Annotated in this window: 13 protein-coding genes; 6 read left to right on the plus strand and 7 right to left on the minus strand. The window is 71.1% G+C overall.

From position 1 onward, the window contains the following. A partial coding sequence (locus tag IMZ11_RS34925) for a protein kinase (RefSeq protein WP_228646709.1) occupies positions 1-848 on the minus strand: 848 nt, incomplete at its 3' end. A gap of 111 nt (positions 849-959) precedes the next feature. On the opposite strand from IMZ11_RS34925, the gene IMZ11_RS34930 reads away from it, so the two are divergent. Continuing rightward, positions 960-1,205, plus strand: coding sequence for a hypothetical protein (locus IMZ11_RS34930; protein ID WP_061257380.1), 246 nt, complete (start codon positions 960-962; stop codon positions 1,203-1,205). Between the two features lie 72 nt (positions 1,206-1,277). On the opposite strand, the gene IMZ11_RS34935 is transcribed toward IMZ11_RS34930, so the two are convergent. Genes IMZ11_RS34935 through IMZ11_RS34945 form a run of 3 tightly spaced genes read right to left on the minus strand, consistent with a single transcriptional unit; the run spans position 1,278 to position 4,981 of the window. Further along, complete coding sequence (locus tag IMZ11_RS34935; protein WP_228646710.1) at positions 1,278-2,177, minus strand: carbohydrate ABC transporter permease; 900 nt, start codon at positions 2,175-2,177, stop codon at positions 1,278-1,280. Between the two features lie 49 nt (positions 2,178-2,226). Further along, positions 2,227-3,291 carry a sugar ABC transporter permease gene (locus IMZ11_RS34940; protein ID WP_228646711.1) on the minus strand — a complete coding sequence of 355 codons (1,065 nt, stop codon included), beginning with the start codon at positions 3,289-3,291 and terminating at the stop codon, positions 2,227-2,229. Then, the gene (locus IMZ11_RS34945) at positions 3,284-4,981 is read right to left on the minus strand and encodes an extracellular solute-binding protein (protein WP_228646712.1); all 1,698 of its coding nucleotides are present in this window, start codon (positions 4,979-4,981) and stop codon (positions 3,284-3,286) included. Before IMZ11_RS34945 ends, IMZ11_RS34940 begins: the two co-directional genes overlap by 8 nt. 291 nt (positions 4,982-5,272) lie before the next feature. Here IMZ11_RS34945 and IMZ11_RS34950 point away from each other — a divergent pair, with 291 nt between their 5' ends. The 4 genes from IMZ11_RS34950 (at position 5,273) to IMZ11_RS34965 (ending at position 12,144) form a co-directional block, all read left to right on the plus strand. Then, positions 5,273-6,484, plus strand: a complete 1,212-nt coding sequence (locus tag IMZ11_RS34950) for an ROK family transcriptional regulator (protein ID WP_228646713.1) — start codon at positions 5,273-5,275, stop codon at positions 6,482-6,484. Positions 6,485-6,974: 490 nt separating this feature from the next. Continuing rightward, positions 6,975-9,812 (plus strand): glycoside hydrolase family 3 protein, encoded by a 2,838-nt coding sequence (locus IMZ11_RS34955; protein WP_228646714.1) that lies wholly within the window; start codon positions 6,975-6,977, stop codon positions 9,810-9,812. Further along, positions 9,803-10,837: a LacI family DNA-binding transcriptional regulator gene (locus IMZ11_RS34960; RefSeq protein WP_228646734.1), complete on the plus strand. Its 1,035-nt coding sequence runs from the start codon at positions 9,803-9,805 to the stop codon at positions 10,835-10,837. The genes IMZ11_RS34955 and IMZ11_RS34960 overlap by 10 nt, the downstream gene beginning before the upstream one ends. Continuing rightward, complete coding sequence (locus IMZ11_RS34965) at positions 10,834-12,144, plus strand: GH1 family beta-glucosidase (protein ID WP_228646715.1); 1,311 nt, start codon at positions 10,834-10,836, stop codon at positions 12,142-12,144. Before IMZ11_RS34960 ends, IMZ11_RS34965 begins: the two co-directional genes overlap by 4 nt. Before the next feature lie 70 nt (positions 12,145-12,214). On the opposite strand, the gene IMZ11_RS34970 is transcribed toward IMZ11_RS34965, so the two are convergent. From IMZ11_RS34970 to IMZ11_RS34980, 3 genes are all read right to left on the minus strand, one after another. After that, positions 12,215-13,405 (minus strand): low temperature requirement protein A, encoded by a 1,191-nt coding sequence (locus tag IMZ11_RS34970; protein WP_228646716.1) that lies wholly within the window; start codon positions 13,403-13,405, stop codon positions 12,215-12,217. Positions 13,406-13,445: 40 nt separating this feature from the next. Beyond that, positions 13,446-14,498 (minus strand): DoxX family protein, encoded by a 1,053-nt coding sequence (locus IMZ11_RS34975; RefSeq protein ID WP_228646717.1) that lies wholly within the window; start codon positions 14,496-14,498, stop codon positions 13,446-13,448. Positions 14,499-14,825: 327 nt separating this feature from the next. After that, complete coding sequence (locus IMZ11_RS34980) at positions 14,826-16,403, minus strand: MFS transporter (protein WP_228646718.1); 1,578 nt, start codon at positions 16,401-16,403, stop codon at positions 14,826-14,828. A gap of 278 nt (positions 16,404-16,681) precedes the next feature. Here IMZ11_RS34980 and IMZ11_RS34985 point away from each other — a divergent pair, with 278 nt between their 5' ends. Further along, positions 16,682-18,586 (plus strand): hypothetical protein, encoded by a 1,905-nt coding sequence (locus IMZ11_RS34985; RefSeq protein WP_228646719.1) that lies wholly within the window; start codon positions 16,682-16,684, stop codon positions 18,584-18,586. Positions 18,587-18,613: the final 27 nt, after the last annotated feature.

Here is an 18,613-nt window from a genome sequence, read left to right on the forward strand (position 1 = left end):
GCGGCAGGGGGTGGGAGATCGGGAACGGCCGTCTCGTGCCGCCCGGTGAGGAGCGAGTGCCCCACCAGCCGCAGCAGCGCGTCACCGGCGGTCGGCCGGGCCACGGGATCCCTGGCCAGGCAGGCGGCGATGAGGGGGCCGAGCGGCTCGTCCAGGTCCGGCAGGTCCGGCTCGCCGGTCAGCACCCGGTTCATCGTCGCGGCCGTACCGTCCGCGTCGAAGGGTGAGTGCCCGGAGGCGGCGAAGACCATCGCCGACGCCCAGGCGAACATGTCGGCGGGCGGTCCGGCGCCTTCCCCCGCGAGCCGTTCCGGAGCCAGATAGGACGGGGACGTGACCGGCTGGGTTACGCCGTCCGGGGCCGCGTGGAGCACCGCGGCGACGCCCGTGCCCGCGACGCGCGGCCCGTCCGGGCCGAGGACGACCGCGCCCGGCTCGAACTCGCCGTGTACGGCTCCCGCCTGGTGGATCGCCACCAGCACGGTGACGGTCCCCACGGCGAGCCGGTGCAGCGCGGGTCCGGTCAGCGGCCCGTGCTCGCGGACCGTCCGGGCGAGCGTGGGCCCGTCCACGAGTTCGGTCACGACGTACGGCAGGCGGTTGGCGGTGCCCGCGTCGAGGACGCGCACCGCACCTGAGACGGGCAGTCCCTCGAGGGCCTCGACGCGGCGGAGAAACTCGTCCGGGCTGTCGGGTTCCAGGCTGTAGAGCGTGACGGCGACCTGCTGTCCGGAGCTCGACTCGGCCGCGTAGACCACGCTCCGGGCGTCGGCGGACAGCCGTCCCCGGAGCCGGTAGTCGCCGAGCCGCTCGGGATCCTCGGGTCGTAACGGGCCTATGGCGGGCACCTCAACCCCTCACATCTTTTCAGCGAAACATGCGGGAGATTGACCATTATGTGTGGTGATCGTCAGAGTCGCGAGGGTAGACGACAGCCAGCAGAGGATTCGGGGGGAATCATGGCGGCTTGCGAAGTCTGCGGCAACGACTACGACATGAGCTTCGAGGTTCACGCGCAGGGAGCGGTGCACGTCTTCGACAGCTTCGAGTGCGCGATCACCAAGATGGCGCCGGTGTGCGAGCACTGCGGGTGCCGCATCGTGGGCCACGGAGTCGACGTCGGCGGGCACTTCTGCTGCTGTGCCCACTGCGCGCGCGAGATGGGCGCCACCCAGATCGTGGACAAGGTCGGCGCCGGCCGGTGACGGCCCGCCCCGTTCCTCCCGTACGGCGCACACGTCCGGCGGGCCGCGCACGGCCATGCGGGAGGGACGGGCTCAGCCCTTGACCGCCCCGATGATCACGCCCTTGGTGAAGTGCTTCTGCACGAAGGGATAGATGAACAGCACGGGGACGAGGGCGACGACGACGATCGACATCTGGATGGCGAGGCTGGGCGGCAGCGCCTGCCCGGGGATCGAGCTGACCGACGCCTGTCCTGTGATCAGCGACTGCCCCTGCAGGACGTACTGTCTGAGCACGAGCTGGAGCGGCCACTTGGCGTTGTCGTTCAGGTACAGCACGGCGTTGAAGAACGCGTTCCAGTAGCCCACGGCGTAGAACAGGCCGATGACCGCCGTGACGCCCTTGGACATGGGCAGGACGATCCGCCAGAGGATGCGGAACTCGCTCGCGCCGTCGATCCGCGCGCTGTCGGTCACCTCCTTGGGGATGTTCATGAAGAACGCCCGCATGACCACGAGGTTGAACGCCCAGACGGCGCTGGGCAGGATCAGCGCCCAGTAGCTGTCCAGCAACCCGAGCGAGCTGACCACGAGATAGCTCGGGATCAGGCCCGGCACGAACAGGAACGTCAGCAGCACCGCGAACAGCAACGTGCGGTGCAGCACCGACCCCGGCCGGGACAGCCCGTACGCGGCGAGCACGGTGACGGTCAGGCTGATGGTGGTGCCGACGGCGGTCACGCCGAGGCTGACCAGCACGGACCGGGTCACGACACCACCGGCGAACAGCTCCCGGTAGGCGCCGAAGGACAGTCCGTCGGGCACCGTCACCAGGCCGCCCGCCTTCGTCACCGCCTCCTGCGGGGACAGGCTGGTCAGCACGACCATATAGATGGGGAACAGGACGCTGACCACGATGAGCGTCAGGATCAGCCCCTTCGCCGTCCGCCCGGCGGGACTCGGGCGCTCCGCCCATGAAGGAAGTGCCGTCATCGAATCTCCTTAGGTGGGGAGCCTCCGGACGCCTGCCGTGGGGAGGAGGTCATGACTTCTTGTAGATCCCTTGCTCGCCGAACCGGTGTGCGACCTTGTTCGCGATCACGATGAGGATCAGCCCCACGACGCCCTTGACCAGGCCCGCCGCGGCGCCGTAGCTCCACTCTCCGGTCAGCAGCGTGCGCCAGTACACGAACGTGTCGAGCACCTCGGCCGCGTCCCGGCCGACCGCGTCGCGCTGCAGGAAGAACTGTTCGAACCCGACGTTGAGCGCGTCACCGAGCCGCAAAATCAGCAGCAGGATCACCACGGGACGCAGCCCCGGCAGCGTGATGTGCCACAGCCGCTTCCACCTGCTCGCGCCGTCGACGGCCGCCGCCTCGTACAGGTTCTGGTCGATCGCCGCCAGCGCCGCGAGGAAGATGATGGTGCCCCAGCCGGCGTCCTTCCAGATCGTCTCGCCCGTGACGAGCAGCAGGAAGGTGTCCGGGTTCGTCATGAGGTCGAGGCCCTCGTACCCGTGGTCGCGCAGGATCTGCGAGATCAGACCGGCGCCGCCGAACATCTGCTGGAAGAGCGTGACGACCAGCACCCACGAGAAGAAGTGCGGCATGTAGACGACGCTCTGGATGAACAGGCGCAGCCGGGGCCGTACGACGCTGTCCAGCAGGATCGCCAGCAGGATCGGGACGGGGAAGTAGAAGAACAGCTGGAAGGTCGTGATCCCGAGCGTGTTCAGCGTCGCGTCCCAGAAGCTCGCGTCCAGGATCAGCCACTGGAAGTTGGCCAGCCCGACCCACGGGCTCTCCTTGATCCCGACGTACGGCGAGTAGTCCTGGAAGGCGATGACGCTCCCCATGATGGGGACGTAGTAGAACACCGCGAGCAGGCCGATCGCGGGCAGCGTCATCAGCAGCAGCGGCCAGTCCCGCCGCAGCCGCGCGCGCAACGGCGGGCGGTCGGCGCCGCTGCCGGCACCAGCACCAGCACCGGCGCCGGCAGAGGCACCGCCGGTGGACGCCGTGACCGGCGCGGCGGGTGCGGATCGAGCCGGCGTGGCGGGTGCGGACAGGTCACCCGCCACATCGGTTGTCGCGCGGTTCTCAGGCACGGCCGTTGTCCTGCAGCACCTTCATGTAGAAGTCGCGGGCCTCGTCCCCGCCGTCCCTGCGCCACTCCTCGACGATCTTCTTGACGTCGCTCACGGGACGCCGCCCGCGCATGATGTCGGTGAACTTGTCCTCGGTGGGGACCTGCAGGCCGGACAACTTGGACGGGCGCTGGATCCGGATGCCGTCGGTCGGCTGCGCCTCGATGTACTGGAACGACGCGTTCTGCCAGGCGGCGTTGGCCTGGACCGCGTCGGGGAAGGCCACCCAGTCGGTCGGGAGGGTGCGCCCGCCCAGGAAGATGTAGGTGTCGGTGTTCTCCTTGAGGCCCAGCTCGTTCTTCTGCGGCGCCCCGTTCGCGTCACGGGTGAAGTGTTTGCCCTCCACGCCGTACATGTAGGTCTCGAACTCCTTGGTGCCGAACGGCGCGGCGGTGTAGTTGAGGATGCCGAGGATCTCCTCGACCTGCTCCTTGGGAAGTCCCTTCTTGACGAAGGTGAAGAGGCCCGCCGCGTTGTTGTGGTACATGATCGGCTTGCCGCCGTCGAACGCGAAGAGGGGGAAGGCGCCGACGTTGAACTCGGGGTTCTTCGGCCGCTGCTGGTAGAGGTGGTCCTTCCAGCCGCCGAGGCCGTCCCGGTAGACGACCAGCTGCCCGGAGGCGAACAGCTCCTTCTCGCCTGCGTTCTTGCTGCCCGCGACGCTCGGGTGGATCAGCTTCTCGGTGAACAGCTTGCGCATGAAGTCGAGCATCGCCTCGTACTCGGGCGTCTCGTACTTGTGCGTCAGCTTGCCGCCCTCGTACCGCCATTCCTGCGGGATGCGGAAGATCGGCCAGACCATCTCGTGGATGTCGCCGAACGCCCAGCGCTTCGCCTTGGCGTCGGTGATCTCCTTGCCCAGCGCGTACAGCTCGTCCGCGTTCTTGGGGTTGGCGTTCCATCCGTTCTTGTCGAACAGGTCCTTGCGGTACAGCAGCGCGTACGGATAGGGCTCGGTGGGGAAGGGCACCGCCATCAGCTTGCCGTTCCACACCGACCACTGCCAGGCGGCGGTGGGCAGCGCGGCCAGCATCGTGTACGGCGTGACCTTGTCTCCCTGCAGGTACGGCGTGAGGTCCTCGAAGGCCTTGTCGACGGCGATGTTGAAGTCCGCCATCTTGTCGATCTCCCAGCTCGGGATGACCATGATGTCGGGGATGTCGCCTCCGGCGAGGCGGGCGGTGACCTTGTCGACGTAGGTATTGCCGTCCGCGATCTGGAACTCCACGGTCGCGCCGATCGCGGCGTTGACGTCCTGGAAGAAGGAGTTGTCCGACAGCGGCGGCGGGAGCGGGCCCCACAGCGGGGTCATGGCCTTGTATGTGCCGCCCTTGCCCTGCTTGGTGCTGAGCGCCGCGACCACGTTAGCCGGATATTTCGTGAAACCGCCTGCGTAGTCCGGCACGCCGGGCAGCGTGGAGACCGTACCTGGAATGTCCGGGGTGGCACCGGAGAACGCGGTGAAGTTGGGCACGAGCGACGTCAGCTTCTCGGCGGCCGCCGCGGTGGCCCCGCCCGAGCCGGGCCGCGGCGTGGTCGGCGTGCTGCACGAGGAGAGCAGCCCGCCGCCGGCGGCGACGGCGGCCGTCAGGCCCACCAGGCCGAGGAACCCACGGCGGCTGGTCGTCGCGCCTTCGGGGTGATATGTCACGGCGCGTTCCCTTCCTTTATGTTTGAGGCAGTGAGGGGTGTCGGAGAGAGGATCTCCGGGGTAGAGTTAGTTCGTCTTTTGACCAAACAAATTAGTCCAGGGTGACGGTTGTCACAAGGCTTCGCCGGCCACGTTCCCGCGATCGGCCGATCACAGATCGGTGACGGCGGGACGCGGATCGGCCGCGCGGCCGGACAGCGTGATCGGACAGCATGATCGGGCAGGGGCAACGGCATGTCGACCCGCGCGCGCATGCGGCATGATGAGCCTGAGCAGGAACGGGGCTGACTTTTGATCACTACGCACAACGGGCCTCAGCCGGCGGACTTCACCGACGTCCGCGCCACCAATCTGGCCGTGGTGCTCCGTTTCGTCCGCGAGAACGCGCCCTGCTCGCGGGCCGACATCGCGGCCTCGACGGGACTCAACAAGGCCACGGTGTCCAGCCTCGTCGCCGATCTCATCGACCGGCGGTTGCTGCGCGAGACCGGCCTCACCGAGAACCGGGTCGGCCGCCCCGCCACCATGCTCGTCCTGGACGGCTCGCCGTACGCCGCGATCGGGGTCGAGGTGAACGTCGACTACATCACCGCGGTCGCCGTGGACCTCAAGGGCGAGGAGCTGCTCAACTGGCGCCGGTCCTTCCCCGGCAGCACGTCGAGCGCCGGCCAGGCCATCGCGGCGGTCGCCGCCATCGCCCGCCGCGTCGTCAGCCGCATGAGCAAGGAGGCCAGGCAGGTCCTCGGCCTCACCGTCGCGGTGCCCGGCCTGGTCGACGTGCAGGGGGCGGTGCGCATCGCGCCCAACCTGGGCTGGCACGACGTCGACCTGTGCGGAGACCTCGCCAAGGCGCTGCGCGATCCGGGATTCCCCGTCATGGTCGACAACGACGCGAACCTCGGAGCTCTGGCCGAACGCCGCTTCGGACCGCACGGCAACGTGGACGACCTCGTCTACATCACCGGCGAGGTGGGCGTCGGCGCCGGTGTGATCATGGACGGCAGACTCAGGCGGGGCGGCCGCGGCTACACCGGCGAGATCGGCCACATCCAGATCGACCCCCTCGGGCCCGACTGCCGCTGCGGCCGCCGTGGATGCATCGAGGCCACGGCCGGGATCGGCGCCGTCCTCGCGCGCACCGCCCCCGACGCCTCGCCCGCCGACCTGGAACTGGAGATCGACGAGATCGTCCAGCGGGCCAGGGGCGGCGACCGCGAGGTCCTCGACCTGCTCGCCGAGGTCGGCGCCAACCTCGGCAAAGGGCTCGCCGTCGTGGCCAACCTGGTGAACCCCGAGGTCATCGTCCTGGGCGGGTACTACGTGCCCCTCGCCCCGTGGCTGCTCGCGCCCGCCGAGGAGGAGATGTTCCGCCGGGCCATCGCCCCCGGCGGAGGCGGCTGCCGGCTCGAGGTCTCCACCCTCGGGTACGGCGCGGCCGCGCTGGGAGCCGCCGCCCGCGTTCTCGACTCGGTCGACTCCGGACGCCTCCCCGCACCCGCCTGAGCTCCGTACGACCCCTCCGGATCACAGGGCGTTCCGCCGGCCGTCTCACCTACCCGGGTTCCGCCGGGGCGGTTTCCCACCGTGCCACCGTGCCACCGTCCCGCCGGTCGCCGCGCGCGTTTCCTCCACACGCGCCGGGTCCTCTCGGAGCGCCGTTTCAGTGTTCTTTCAGGGCGTCGTGCGGAGGGCCGCCACGTCGCCGTGCCGTACGTGCTGGTGGACCGGCACGTCCGCGAGGTCATCCGATCTTTTTGGCGGGTGGGGGTTGACCGAAGCCCGGGTAGGCGGCACCCTTCCGATTAAGTCCCGATTTAACGCGCAAGAAACCTCTACTTCTTCTTCGAAGCGCTTCGACGATTCGAGGCCGAGACGCGCTTCGCCCCCTGAGCAACGCCTTTCTGCCCAAGCCGCGTCCCAATCGAAGCGCTTCGATCGAAGCGCTCTCTCGCCGGCTCATCGAAGCGCTTCGACACGAAGGTGGATCCCCCCGATGAACGAACCGATCACCTCTCCCGAACGGCCGGACCCCCGGCAGGACACGTTCCGCGACCCCGGAGCCCCCGTGGCCGACCGGGTGCGCGACCTGCTCGGCCGGCTCACGCTGGAGGAGAAGATCGGCCTGCTGCACCAGTACCAGGCGCCCGTCGAGCGGCTCGGCGTCACGGCGTTCCGCACCGGCACGGAGGCACTGCACGGCCTCGCCTGGCTCGGCCCGGCCACGGTGTTCCCCCAGGCGATCGGGCTGGCCAGCACCTGGAACCCCGAGCTGGTCCGGCGGGTGGGAGAGGCGACCGCCGACGAGGTCATCGCCTTCCACCACAAGGACCCCGCGGGCGCCGGGCGCAATGTCTGGGCGCCCGTCGTCAACCCGCTGCGCGACCCCCGCTGGGGACGCAACGAGGAGGGCTACTCCGAGGACCCCTGGCTGACCGGCCTCATGGGCACCGCCTACGCCCGGGGACTGCGCGGCGACCTCGACGTCCTCAAGACCGCGCCCACGCTCAAGCACTTCCTGGCGTACAACAACGAGACCGACCGGTGCGTCAGCTCCAGCAACCTGCCGCCCCGGGTGCTGCGCGAGTACGAGCTCAAGGCATTCAGGCCCGCCATCGAGTCGGGAGCCGCCGTCGCCGTCATGCCGTCGTACAACCTGGTCAACGGCCGCCCCGCGCACCTGTCGCCGCTGATCAACGAGGAGCTGCGCACCTGGAGCGACGACGACGTCCTCGTGGTCAGCGACGCCTACGCCCCGGCCAACCTCGCCGGGCTGCAGGGCTACCACGAGGACCTTCCCACGGCGTACGCGCACGCGATCCGGGCCGGCCTGGACAGCTTCACCCAGGACGACGCCGCCACCGAGGCCACGCTCGGCCACATCAGGACGGCGCTCGACCGCGGCCTGCTGGCCGAGGAGGACATCGACGCCGCGGTACGCCACGCCCTCTCGATCAGGGTCAGGCTGGGCGAGTTCGACCCGGCCACGCCGTACGACGGGATCGACGAGGAGGTCGTCAACCGCCCCGAGCACCAGCGGCTCGCCCGGGAGGCGGCCCGGCAGTCGATCACGCTGCTGAAGAACGACGGCATCCTGCCGCTCGGATCGCCCCGGAGGATCGCGGTGATCGGCCCGCTCGCCGACGTCCTCCTGGAGGACTGGTACAGCGGCACGCTGCCCTACCAGGTCACCGCCCGCGCCGCGCTCGCCGAGAGGTGCGAGACCCTCCATTGCGAGGGTGTGGACCGGATCGCCCTCCACACCGACGACGGGTACGTCACGGCCGCCGACGACGTGACCGGCGGGCCGCTGCGCGTCGGCCCGCAGGCCGGCCCCGAGCGGTCGGCGTTCGACCTCTTCGACTGGGGCGGTGGCGCGTACGCGTTCCGGGCGGCGGCCAACGGGCGCCACGTCTCCGTCGGCGACGACGGCGTACTGATCAACGACCAGCCGGGCCCCAACGGCTGGGAGGTCAGGCAGACCTTCCGCATGGAGGAGCGGCTGCGCGGCGTCGTCCTGCGGCACATCTCCACCGGCAGGTACGTGGCCGTCGACGGCGGCGTCCTCACCATCACCGACGACCCGGAGGCGGCCGTCGTACTGACCGTGGAGCTGGTCGAGAGCGGCGCGGCGAAGGCGGCCCGGGTCGCCGCAGAGGCGGACGTGGCGGTCGTCGTCGTGGGCGACCACCCGCTGGTCAACGGCAGGGAGACCGAGGACCGCGCCGACCTCGCCCTGCCGGCCGCGCAGGAGAACCTGGTCAAGGCCGTGCACGAGGCCAACCGGGCGACCGTGCTCGTCATCTCCAGCGGCTACCCCTTCGCGGTGAACTGGGCCGACGAGCACGTCCCCGCGATCATCTGGTCCGCGCACGGAGGCCAGGAGTACGGCCACGCGCTGGCGGACGTCCTGTTCGGCGACGAGGACCCCGGAGGCAGGCTCACCCAGACCTGGTACCGGTCGGCCTGCGAGCTGCCCGACCTGTTCGACTACGACATCATCGCGACCGACTCGACCTACCTGTACTACCGGGGCGCCCCGCTCTACCCGTTCGGCCACGGCCTCAGCTACGGCCGGTTCCACTACTCCGACCTGGTCCTCTCCTCCGACGACCTCGGGCCGGACGAGACGCTCGTCGTCCGGGTGACCGTCACGAACACCGGCTGGCGCGCGGGCGAGGAGGTCGTGCAGGTCTACACCCACCAGCAGCGCTCCCGGGTGAAGCAGCCGCTGCGCCAGCTCCGCGGCTTCGAGAAGGTACGCCTCGCGCCCGGCGAGAGCCGTACCGTGGCGGTGCCCGTCCCGATCGCCGACCTGGCGTTCTGGGACGTGACCCGCGGCCGGTTCGTGGTGGAGGAGGCCGCGCACAAGGTCCAGGTGGGCCGCTCGTCCCGGAGTGTCTTCCTGTGCGCGCCGTTCACCGTGAAGGGGGAGCGCGTCCCGCCGCGCGATGTGTTCACCCGCCCGCTGGACGCCATCGACCATGACGAGTACGACGGAGTGGTGCTGTGCGACGCCGCGCCCGAGTCCGGCGACGCCGTCCGGTCCGCGGGACCCGGCGCCTGGATCGTCTTCCGGCGGGCCGACCTCGGCCGGGGGGCGTCCGCCTGCGACCTCTCCGTGTCCAGCACGGAGGGCGGCGTGCTGACCCTGCGGCTCGACGACCCCCTCTTCGGCGAGACGATCGGCACCGTCACCGTGCCCCCGGCCGCGACGAGGTACGACTTCGTGGAGGCCGGAACTCCTCTGGCGGGCGCCGCCGGAGTACGCGATCTTTATGTGGTGTTCGAGAGCGAGGGGGTCACAGTGCGCGCGCTGAGGTTCTGCCGGTGAGGACGGTGACCATCGCCGACGTGGCCAAGCACGCCGGGGTCGCGGTCAGCACCGTGTCGTACGTGCTGAGCGGGAAGCGGAGCATCTCCGCCACCACCCGGCAGCGGGTCCTCGACAGCGTGCGGTTCCTCGGATACCACCCCAACGCGGGGGCGCGGGCGCTGGCCAGCAAGCGGGCCAACGTGATCGCGCTGGTGCTGCCGCTGCGCGCGGGGATGAACCTGCCGGTCCTGATGCAGTTCGCCACCTCAGTGGTGACCACGGCCCGGCTGTACGACCACGACGTGCTGCTGATGACCGCCGACGAGGGCGCGGACGGGCTGCGCCGGGTCGCGGCCAGCGCGCTCGTGGACGGCCTCCTGCTGATGGACGTGGAGATCCACGATCCCCGCGTGCCGCTGCTGCGCGAGCTGGGCGAGCCGAGCGTGCTGATCGGTTTTCCCGCCGACCCCGAGGGGCTGACCTGCGTGGACCTCGACTTCGGCCGGGCGGGCGCCATCTGCGCCGAGCACCTGTCCGAGCGCGGTCACCGGAAGATCGCGCTGCTCGGCGCCCCCGGCGTGGTCTACGAGCGCGGCACCGGATTCGCCGAGCGCACGCTCTCGGGCTTCGCCGACGCGGCGCGGCGGCGCGGCATGGAGGCGGTCGCCCGCCCCTGCGAGGAGTCGTTCGACGAGGTCTGCGGCACGGTCAAGGTCCTGCTCGACGAGCATCCGGACCTGACCGGCCTGGTCGTGCACAACGAGGCCGCCGTGGGACACGTCCTCGGCGCGCTGCGGATACTCGGCCGGCGGGTGCCCGAGGAGGTGTCCGTGGTGGCGATCTGCCCCGACGACGTCGCCGAGCGGACCAGCCCCGCGCTGACCTCCGTGCTCGTCCCCGCCGAGGAGGTCGGCAGCCAGGCCGTCAGGTTGCTGATGGCCAAACTGGACGGCGCCGCCGTACCCGAGTCGACCCTGCTGGAGCCACGGCTCACCATCCGTCAGAGCACGGCCCTCTTCACCCTCCAGGAGGATTCGCAGTGACCACTTTTCCGGAGGGGTTCCTCTGGGGTGCGGCGACCGCGTCGTACCAGATCGAGGGCGCGGTCCACGAGGACGGCCGGGGAGCGTCGATCTGGGACACCTTCTCCCACACGCCGGGCGAGGTCCGCGACGGCCACACCGGTGACGTCGCCTGCGACCACTACCACCGGTACCTCGAGGACGTCGAGATCATGGCGGATCTCGGGCTCGGGGCGTACCGCTTCTCCGTCGCCTGGCCCCGTGTCCAGCCGCTCGGCTCCGGCGAGATCAACGCCGCCGGGCTGGACTTCTACGACCGTCTGGTGGACGCGCTCGCCGAGAAGGGCGTCACGCCGGTCGCCACGCTCTACCACTGGGACCTGCCGCAGGCCCTCCAGGACGTGGGTGGCTGGACCTCCAGGGACACCGCGTACCGCTTCGCGGAGTACGCGGCGGCCGTCCACGAGCGGCTCGGGGACCGGGTCGCCACCTGGACCACGCTGAACGAGCCCTGGGTGTCGGCCTTCGTCGGCCACGGGTCGGGACGGCACGCACCGGGGGTGTGCGACCCCGGCGCCGCCTTCACCGCCGCGCACCACCTCATGCTCGCCCACGGCCTCGCCGTCGAGACACTCCGTACGGCGGGGGCCGGGTCGATCTCGCTGACCCTGAACCTGTCACCGGTCCTGGGCGAGGCGGAGCCGGCCCGGCTGATCGACGGCCTGGCGAACCGGTTGTTCCTGGACCCCGTGCTGCGTGGGGAGTATCCCGCCGACGTCCTCGACCACCTCAGGCGGTACACCGACGTCGATCTCGGCGATCTGAAGACCATCGCGCAGCCGATCGACGTGCTCGGCGTCAACTACTACACCGTCAACAGGGTCGTCGCCGACCCCGGCTCCACCGGCCATCCGGAGTACCCCGGCAGCGAGGGCATCCGCTGGACCGCGCCAGAAGGGCCGACCACCGAGATGGGCTGGGAGATCATCCCCTCCGGTCTCGAGGCCCTGCTCGTACGGCTCTCGCGCGACTACCCGGGCGTGCCGCTGATGGTGACGGAGAACGGCGCCGCCTTCGCCGACGACCTGGCCGACAGCGACAGGATCGGCTTCCTGGACGGCCACTTCCGCGCCGCGCACGCCGCCATCGGCACGGGCGTGGACCTGCGCGGATACTTCGTGTGGTCCCTGATGGACAACTTCGAGTGGGCGCACGGCTACCACAAGAGGTTCGGCCTGGTCCGCGTCGACTACGACACGCTGGAGCGCACCCCGCGCGACAGCGCGCGCTGGTACCGCGAGGTGATCGCCCGCAACGGCCTCGGGTGATCTTCCGCCGCACCGGCGCCAGGGGCGGCTCATTCCTCGCCCCGACGCCGTCCGGGCACGAAGAGCGCCCTCATCCATGGGATCCCCTACGGACGGCGTCGGGCGTGTGATCCGCGTCCACATGGGCGGCCGGGCGGCGGCGGTGTTCGGCGGCCAGCAGGGCGACGAGCAGCACCAGCAGCGCGCCCAGCTGTGCCGTCGCGGACCACAGCCCCACCGGGATGGTGATCAGCGCGGCGGCCGTCCCGGCCATCCTGGCCGGGGCCTGGGCCAGGCCCAGCGCGCCGCGGTACCACCGGTGGCCGACGAGGAACAGAGCGACGCCCGCCGCCAGGGCGACCGCGGGACCCGGCTTCATCGGGTCGAACGGATGCTCCACCGCCTTCTTGACGCCCGCCGCCGCCGCGACCACGCCCAGCAGCATCGGGACGTGCGCGTAGAAGTAGGCCGCGAGGATGAGCCGGGTGCGGGTCACCGGGTCCCGGCGCGCCAGGGCGTGCTCGGCGCCGGACTCGTCGTCGCCGCCGAAGTAGGTCCACCACAGGCAGGCGGCCAGCGCGAGCCCGAGCGCCGCGGCCACCAGGAACCCGGCACCCGCGTGGCCGTGCGCGCCGATGCCGATCGCGATGATCGACTCACCGAGGGCCACGATGATCAGCAGGCCGTGCCGTTCCACGATGTGGCCGGCGCGCAGCGGGAAGCCCTTCTGCCCGATGAAGTACGGGCTGCCCCACAGCATCACCAGCGCGGCGGCCCACAGCAGGTACTCCAGCGGGCCGGGGACGAAACTCGCGAGGAAGATCAGCCCGGTGGCGGCCACGTTGAACGGGACCACCCGCCAGAACGCGGTCGTCGCCTGGAGGTAGAGCCCGGCGTGCACGGCGACGAGCAGCAGATAGCCGAACGCGAACGCCGTGCCGCCGTCGCCGAACGCGGTGGGGATCGCCAGCGCGACGATCAGGAAGCCCGCCATGCCGAGCAGGAGCAGCACCCGCCGTGCCGCACGGACCGGCGGGATCGTGTTGGTCAGCCAGGCGTACCCGGAGTACATCCACCAGATCACGCCGAACACCAGCAGGGCGCGGAGCGCGCCTTCACCGATGAAGCGGTCCTGGCCGAAGCCGTCGGTCAGCAGCGTGGTGAGCTGGGTGACCGTGAAGACGAAGACGAGGTCGAAGAAGAGCTCCAGCGTGGAGACGCGGATCTCGCCGTCCGGTGACGCAGGCTCGGCTCGCTCGGTGAACCAATTGGGGAGACGCATGCCCGTATTGTCGAGGTATTTCGATTACATGCATACATAATTACGACGTCTTGGGGCGCCGGCCCGCGACCAGGGTGTCACCGGGCTCGGGCCCGGCGGGAGCCTCGCTCCGGCTCTCGGTGCTCTCGTCCGTTCCTCGCTTGGTACGGCGCAGCCTCGACCTGGGCGCGGTGTCGGACGCCTCGCCGGACTCCGCGCCCCTGGAATCCTTGACCCCGGACTCCTTGGCCCCGGGCGCCTTCGACGACGCCTTGCCGGCCGCTTTGCCGGTCGTCCGGCCGGAAGCCGTGCTCGATGCCGTGCCCGATGCCGTGCTCGATGCCGTGCCCGATGCCGTGCTGGACGACGTGCCGGAGGATGCGCCGGACGCGGTCTGTCCCGCGCCGCCCGGCGCTTTCGACGAACCGGAGGCCGATGATCCGCCGGCGGACCCCGGCGCGTCGGCTGCTCCACCGGACGAGCCGGGCGCGCCGGTCGAGGCGGGGAAGGTGACCGGGCCCTTCGGGCCGCCAGTGGCCGGTCCGCCCGCGCTCCCGCCCGTCGAGGCGGATGTGCCCGCGTCCCGCGCCGTCCCGGTCCCGGCCGTTCCGGGCCCGATGGCCTTGGAGGCGTCCTCGGGCTCGCGCAGCGCGGCGATGACCGCGTCGGCCTCCTTGTCCGCGGCGAACTCGTCCGCCGCCTCGGCCTCGCGCCGCTTGATGACGACCATGTGATCGACCGAGACGCGCCCGGCGCCTCCTACCGAGAGGAGGACCGACGCGGCGCCGAGAGCGACGATGAGCTTGATGTCCCCACCGGTCAGCGGCATGCCGCTCTGCCCGGTGGTGATGACGAAGACGGCGACGGCCTCGGCGAACAGCAGCAGCCCGACGAACGGCACGGCCAGGCCCGCGATCAGCAGCGTGCCGCCGACCAGCTCGATGAGCATGGTGGCCGCCGCCCAGATGGCCGGCATGGGAGCGCCCAGTTCGGCGAACTGGGCGCCGGTGGCGGTGAGACCGGCTTCGAGCTTCTGCCAGCCGTTGGCGAAGAAGATGCCGCCGACGCCCATCCGGGCCGCCAGCGAGGCCACGTCATGGAGGGTTCGCTTCACGATTCCTCATTGTGGGGGGACGGGGAACGAATGCCCAGAGATCTGCCCATAAGGACCGACCTCATGCCTGACGTTCGAACGGCAGGGAGAATCGCCCGGGAAATCACCTGGAGTCACCTGAGAAAAATAGTCCGGAAAAATCCGGTTTGTTGCGAATTTTTCGCATAAAGAATCGACCCCCTGCGGACAAGCACGGCAGAGCGGTTGCCTGTATGAACCCGTATGAAGCGGCGAGAGCGGTCAGCCGCGAGACACGGCCCGCAGCGCGTCGCTCGATCGGACGGGACCCGGGCCGGACACCTCGGGTCCGGGGCCGAACGGCCGGGATCAGCGTGAGGCGTCTTCCGGTTCGGCTTCGGGGGCGTCGGCGGTCTCCCTGGAGATGAACACGCACGCGGCCAGGGCGGTGAGCCCGAGCAGGACCACGCTGACCACGACCGTGCGGTGCAGCGCGGTGACGAAGGCCAGCCGGGCGGCGTCGAGCAGCGCCGCGCCCGGGGCGCCGCCCACCTGGGCGGCGACGTGCGCCGCCGCCGCGAGGGACTCCCTGGCCTTGCTCATCAGGGCGGCGGGCACGTTCGGCACCACGCCGAGAGCAGGCGCGTAGACCATCGTCGTGATCGTGCCGAGTACGGCGATGCCGAGGCCGGCGCCCAGCTCGTAGGCCGTCTCCTCGATCGACGCGGCACCGCCCGCGTGGGACTCGGGCACGGCCGCCATGATCGTGTCGGACGCGGCGAGCAGCGCGACCTCCACGCCGAACCCGATCCCGATGAAGCAGACGGCGAGCATGCCGGGATGCTGCTCGACGCCCCAGGTGAGCACGGGGGTCAGCGAGACGGTGGTGAGCGCGAGGCCGCCGCTCATGGTGGCCCGGAGCCCGATCCGCTGGAGCACGTGGGCCGCCGCCAGCCCGCCGGCGATCGCCGCGATCATCAACGGCAACATGCGCAGGCCCGCCGCCAGCGGGGACAACCCGAGGACGAGCTGGAGGTACTGGGCGAGCAGCAGTTCCAGCCCCACCAACGCGAAGATCGCCAGCAGCACGCAGGCGACGCCGGTGGCGAACCCCCGCCGGGTGAACAGAGAGATGTCGAGCAGGGGGAAGTCCAGCCGCCGCTGGCGCCGTACGAACCAGGAGAGCAGCGCGATCCCGAGCAGGGCGACGGCCACGGCCGGGCCCCGCCCGATCATGTGGCCGTATCCCGCCTCCTTGAGCCCGAACGCGAGGGCGAGGATGCCCAGGGTGGACAGCGCCGCGCTCAGCCCGTCCCATGGATGGCCGGACCGGCTGCGCGAGGGAGGCAGCAGCCGCACGGCGAGCGGCAGCGCCACGATCAGCAGCGGCACGTTGATGAGGAAGACCGCGCCCCACCAGAAATGCTCGACGAGGACACCGCCGACCAGCGGGCCGACGGCGGCGCCCGCGGCGGCGACCGCGCTCCAGACGCCCAGGGCGATCGCGCGCTCCCTGCGGTCGGTGAAGACCTCACGGATGATCGAGAGTGTGGCCGGCATGATCATCGCGCCGCCGACCCCGAGCAGGGCGCGGGACAGGATCAGCGCCAGCGGCGACGCGGAGAGCGCCGCGAAGAGCGAGGCCAGCCCGAACACCACGTATCCGGCCAGCACCAGGCGGCGCCTGCCGTACCGGTCGCCGAGCGTGCCGAAGGTGACCAGCAGCGGCGCCACGACGAGCGAGTAGATGTCGATGATCCACAACAGCTCGACGGCGGAGGGTTCGAGGGCGGCGGTCAGCGCGGGCACCGCGATGTGGAGCACGGTCGCGTCCACCGCGATGAGCAGCAGGCTGAAACAGAGTAACGCGAGGACCGCCCAGCGGCTCGCGTGACGCGCGGTGGCGTGGCCCTCGCGGAGCTGTGCCCCGACCCCCATGACGATCATGGACGGGAACCGCCGGCCAGGTGGAACATGCGTCGCAGCTTAGGCCATTCCCGGTAGATCCCTCAGCAGCTTCCGGCATCGCGCTCTCTAGAGAGATATAGGTATATATCCGGCATCTAGGCAACCCCCTCCAGGCAACGGATCATGCGGGAGTGGGGAGCGATATCGAGGACCCGGACCATGCCCCGGACCATGCCCCGGACCATGCCCCGGATCGTGCTCCGAATCCTGCCCGAGATCGCGCCCAAGATCGCGCCCGAGATCCTGCCCGAGACCAGGTGCGAGACCACGCGCCAGATCACGCCCAGCATCGCTCCCCGGGAGCCGATCCCCGGGCCTGGTGCGTCGTCGCGGCGGCGCGGCTGTCCCGCGACCAGCCGGAGGCGGCACTGGAGGCCGCACGCCAGGCCGTCGAACGCGACCCCGGCGGCGAGTGGGGGCACCGCCTGGCCAGTCTCGCCCTCGAACGCCTCGGCCGCGACTCCGAGGCGGTCGCGTCGGCCCGGGAAGCCGTACGGCTCGCGCCCGGCTCCTGGGCCGCGCGGCTCAGGCTGGGCGGCGCGCTGCGCCGGTCGCCCGGCGGCTGGCGCGAGGCGTGGGCGGAGGCACGCAAGGCGGTGAGCTTCGCGCCCGAGGAACCCGACCCGCACGTCCTCGCCGGGGACCTGGCCCTGACCCGGGGTGACCACGAGCGCGCCGTCTCGTCCTACGAGGCGGCGCTGCGGCGCGCGAAGGACCACCCGGGAGCGCGGGTCAACCTCGGGCTCGCCCTGATGCGGTGGGAGCGGCCGCGCAACCACCACGACCCGGCCTGGGACGCCGACCCGCGCGAGACGACCCGGGCCAGGCGGGTGATGGAGGTCTGGTCCCGGCAGGTCCGCGTCATGCTCGCGGTCGCGACGGCCGCCGTCACGCTCAGCGCGTTCTTCCTCGGCCTGCACAGGGAGGCGCAGATCGGGGGAGCGCTCGTGCTCGGGGGCGTGCTGGCCGTGACGATCAGGCAGGCCGGGCGGGTCCGTGTCTGGCCGCGCGTGCCCGCGATGCTCGGCCGCGACCTCTGGCTCACCATGGGCGTCGCGATGGGCGTGGCGGTCGTCGCCGCGTACGTCGCCGGCCTGGCCACCCTGCCCGCCGCACCTCCCGCCTCGGTCCCGCTCCCATTCCCGCTCCCTTTCCCGCTCTCCGAAACGCCGCCCGCCGCGTCCGGAGCCGTCGCGGAGCCCGGTTCCCTCGCGGACGCTGTGAACGGCGTCTGGATCGGCGCGCTCGGCATCGTCTTTCTCAACGGCGTCGCCGCGGGCGGTGCGCGCCTGCTCGTCGAGGCGTGGCAGGGCCGTCCGGTGAGGGCGCTCACGCAGTTCGCCGCCGCCGGACCGGTGCCCGCGGCCAGGCGGGACGTCGACGTGACGCTCTGGATCGTCGCGAGCCGGGCATGGTGGACGCTCGTCCTCCTCCTGTCGATCTGCCTGCTCGCCGCCCAGCCCCGTCTGGCCCTCGGCGCCGCGGCGGTGCCGGCCGTCGTCGTCCTCGCCTTCCGCCGCGGCCGGGTCACCTCGCTCCTGCGGCCGTCGTTCCGCGACGACCGCCCGCTCGCGCTCGCGTTCGTCCTGATCGCCGCCGCCTCCCTCCTCCTCGCGCTCGCGGGAGCCGTGCCGGCCGTCGCCGGGCCCGGCCTCCCCGCACCGCCGATGCTCGGGCCCGCCGGAATGGGCGCGTGCGCCGCGCTCGCGGTGGCGGCCGGGGCGTTCGCGGCGCGTACGGCCCGCGCGTGGTGGGGCGGCGGTCCCGGTCCCTGGCGTGCCGCGCTGATCCCGTACGACGCGTTCGGCACGCGGCTTCCCGGCGACGCCTCGCCCTCCGCCGGAGTCAGCGACGAGGTACGGCACGCCGCCACGTATTCGAGGAGTGTGGTGCTCGCCTACACCCAGCGGGGCTGCCCGCGGGCGCTCGCGGTCAGCGCGGTGACCTCGGTGAGCGCGTCGGGCGAGCTCAGGCTGATCGCGGGGGATGAGGCGTGGGAGGCGGTGGAACGCGACCCCAGGGTCGTCCTCTTCGTGGGCGACCCGCGGTTCTGGGCCGAGGTGCGGGGCATCGCCGTGCCCTCCGGGGACGTTCTGCGCATCACTCCCAAACGGGTCCTCGTGCGGGAGTACCCCGGTCGCCACCAGGCTCGCACCCGTTAGGTCCACCCATTGCGCGTTCGTGTGCGG

This window comes from Microtetraspora sp. AC03309 (genome assembly GCF_020826795.1).
GTDB lineage: Bacteria > Actinomycetota > Actinomycetes > Streptosporangiales > Streptosporangiaceae > Microtetraspora > Microtetraspora glauca.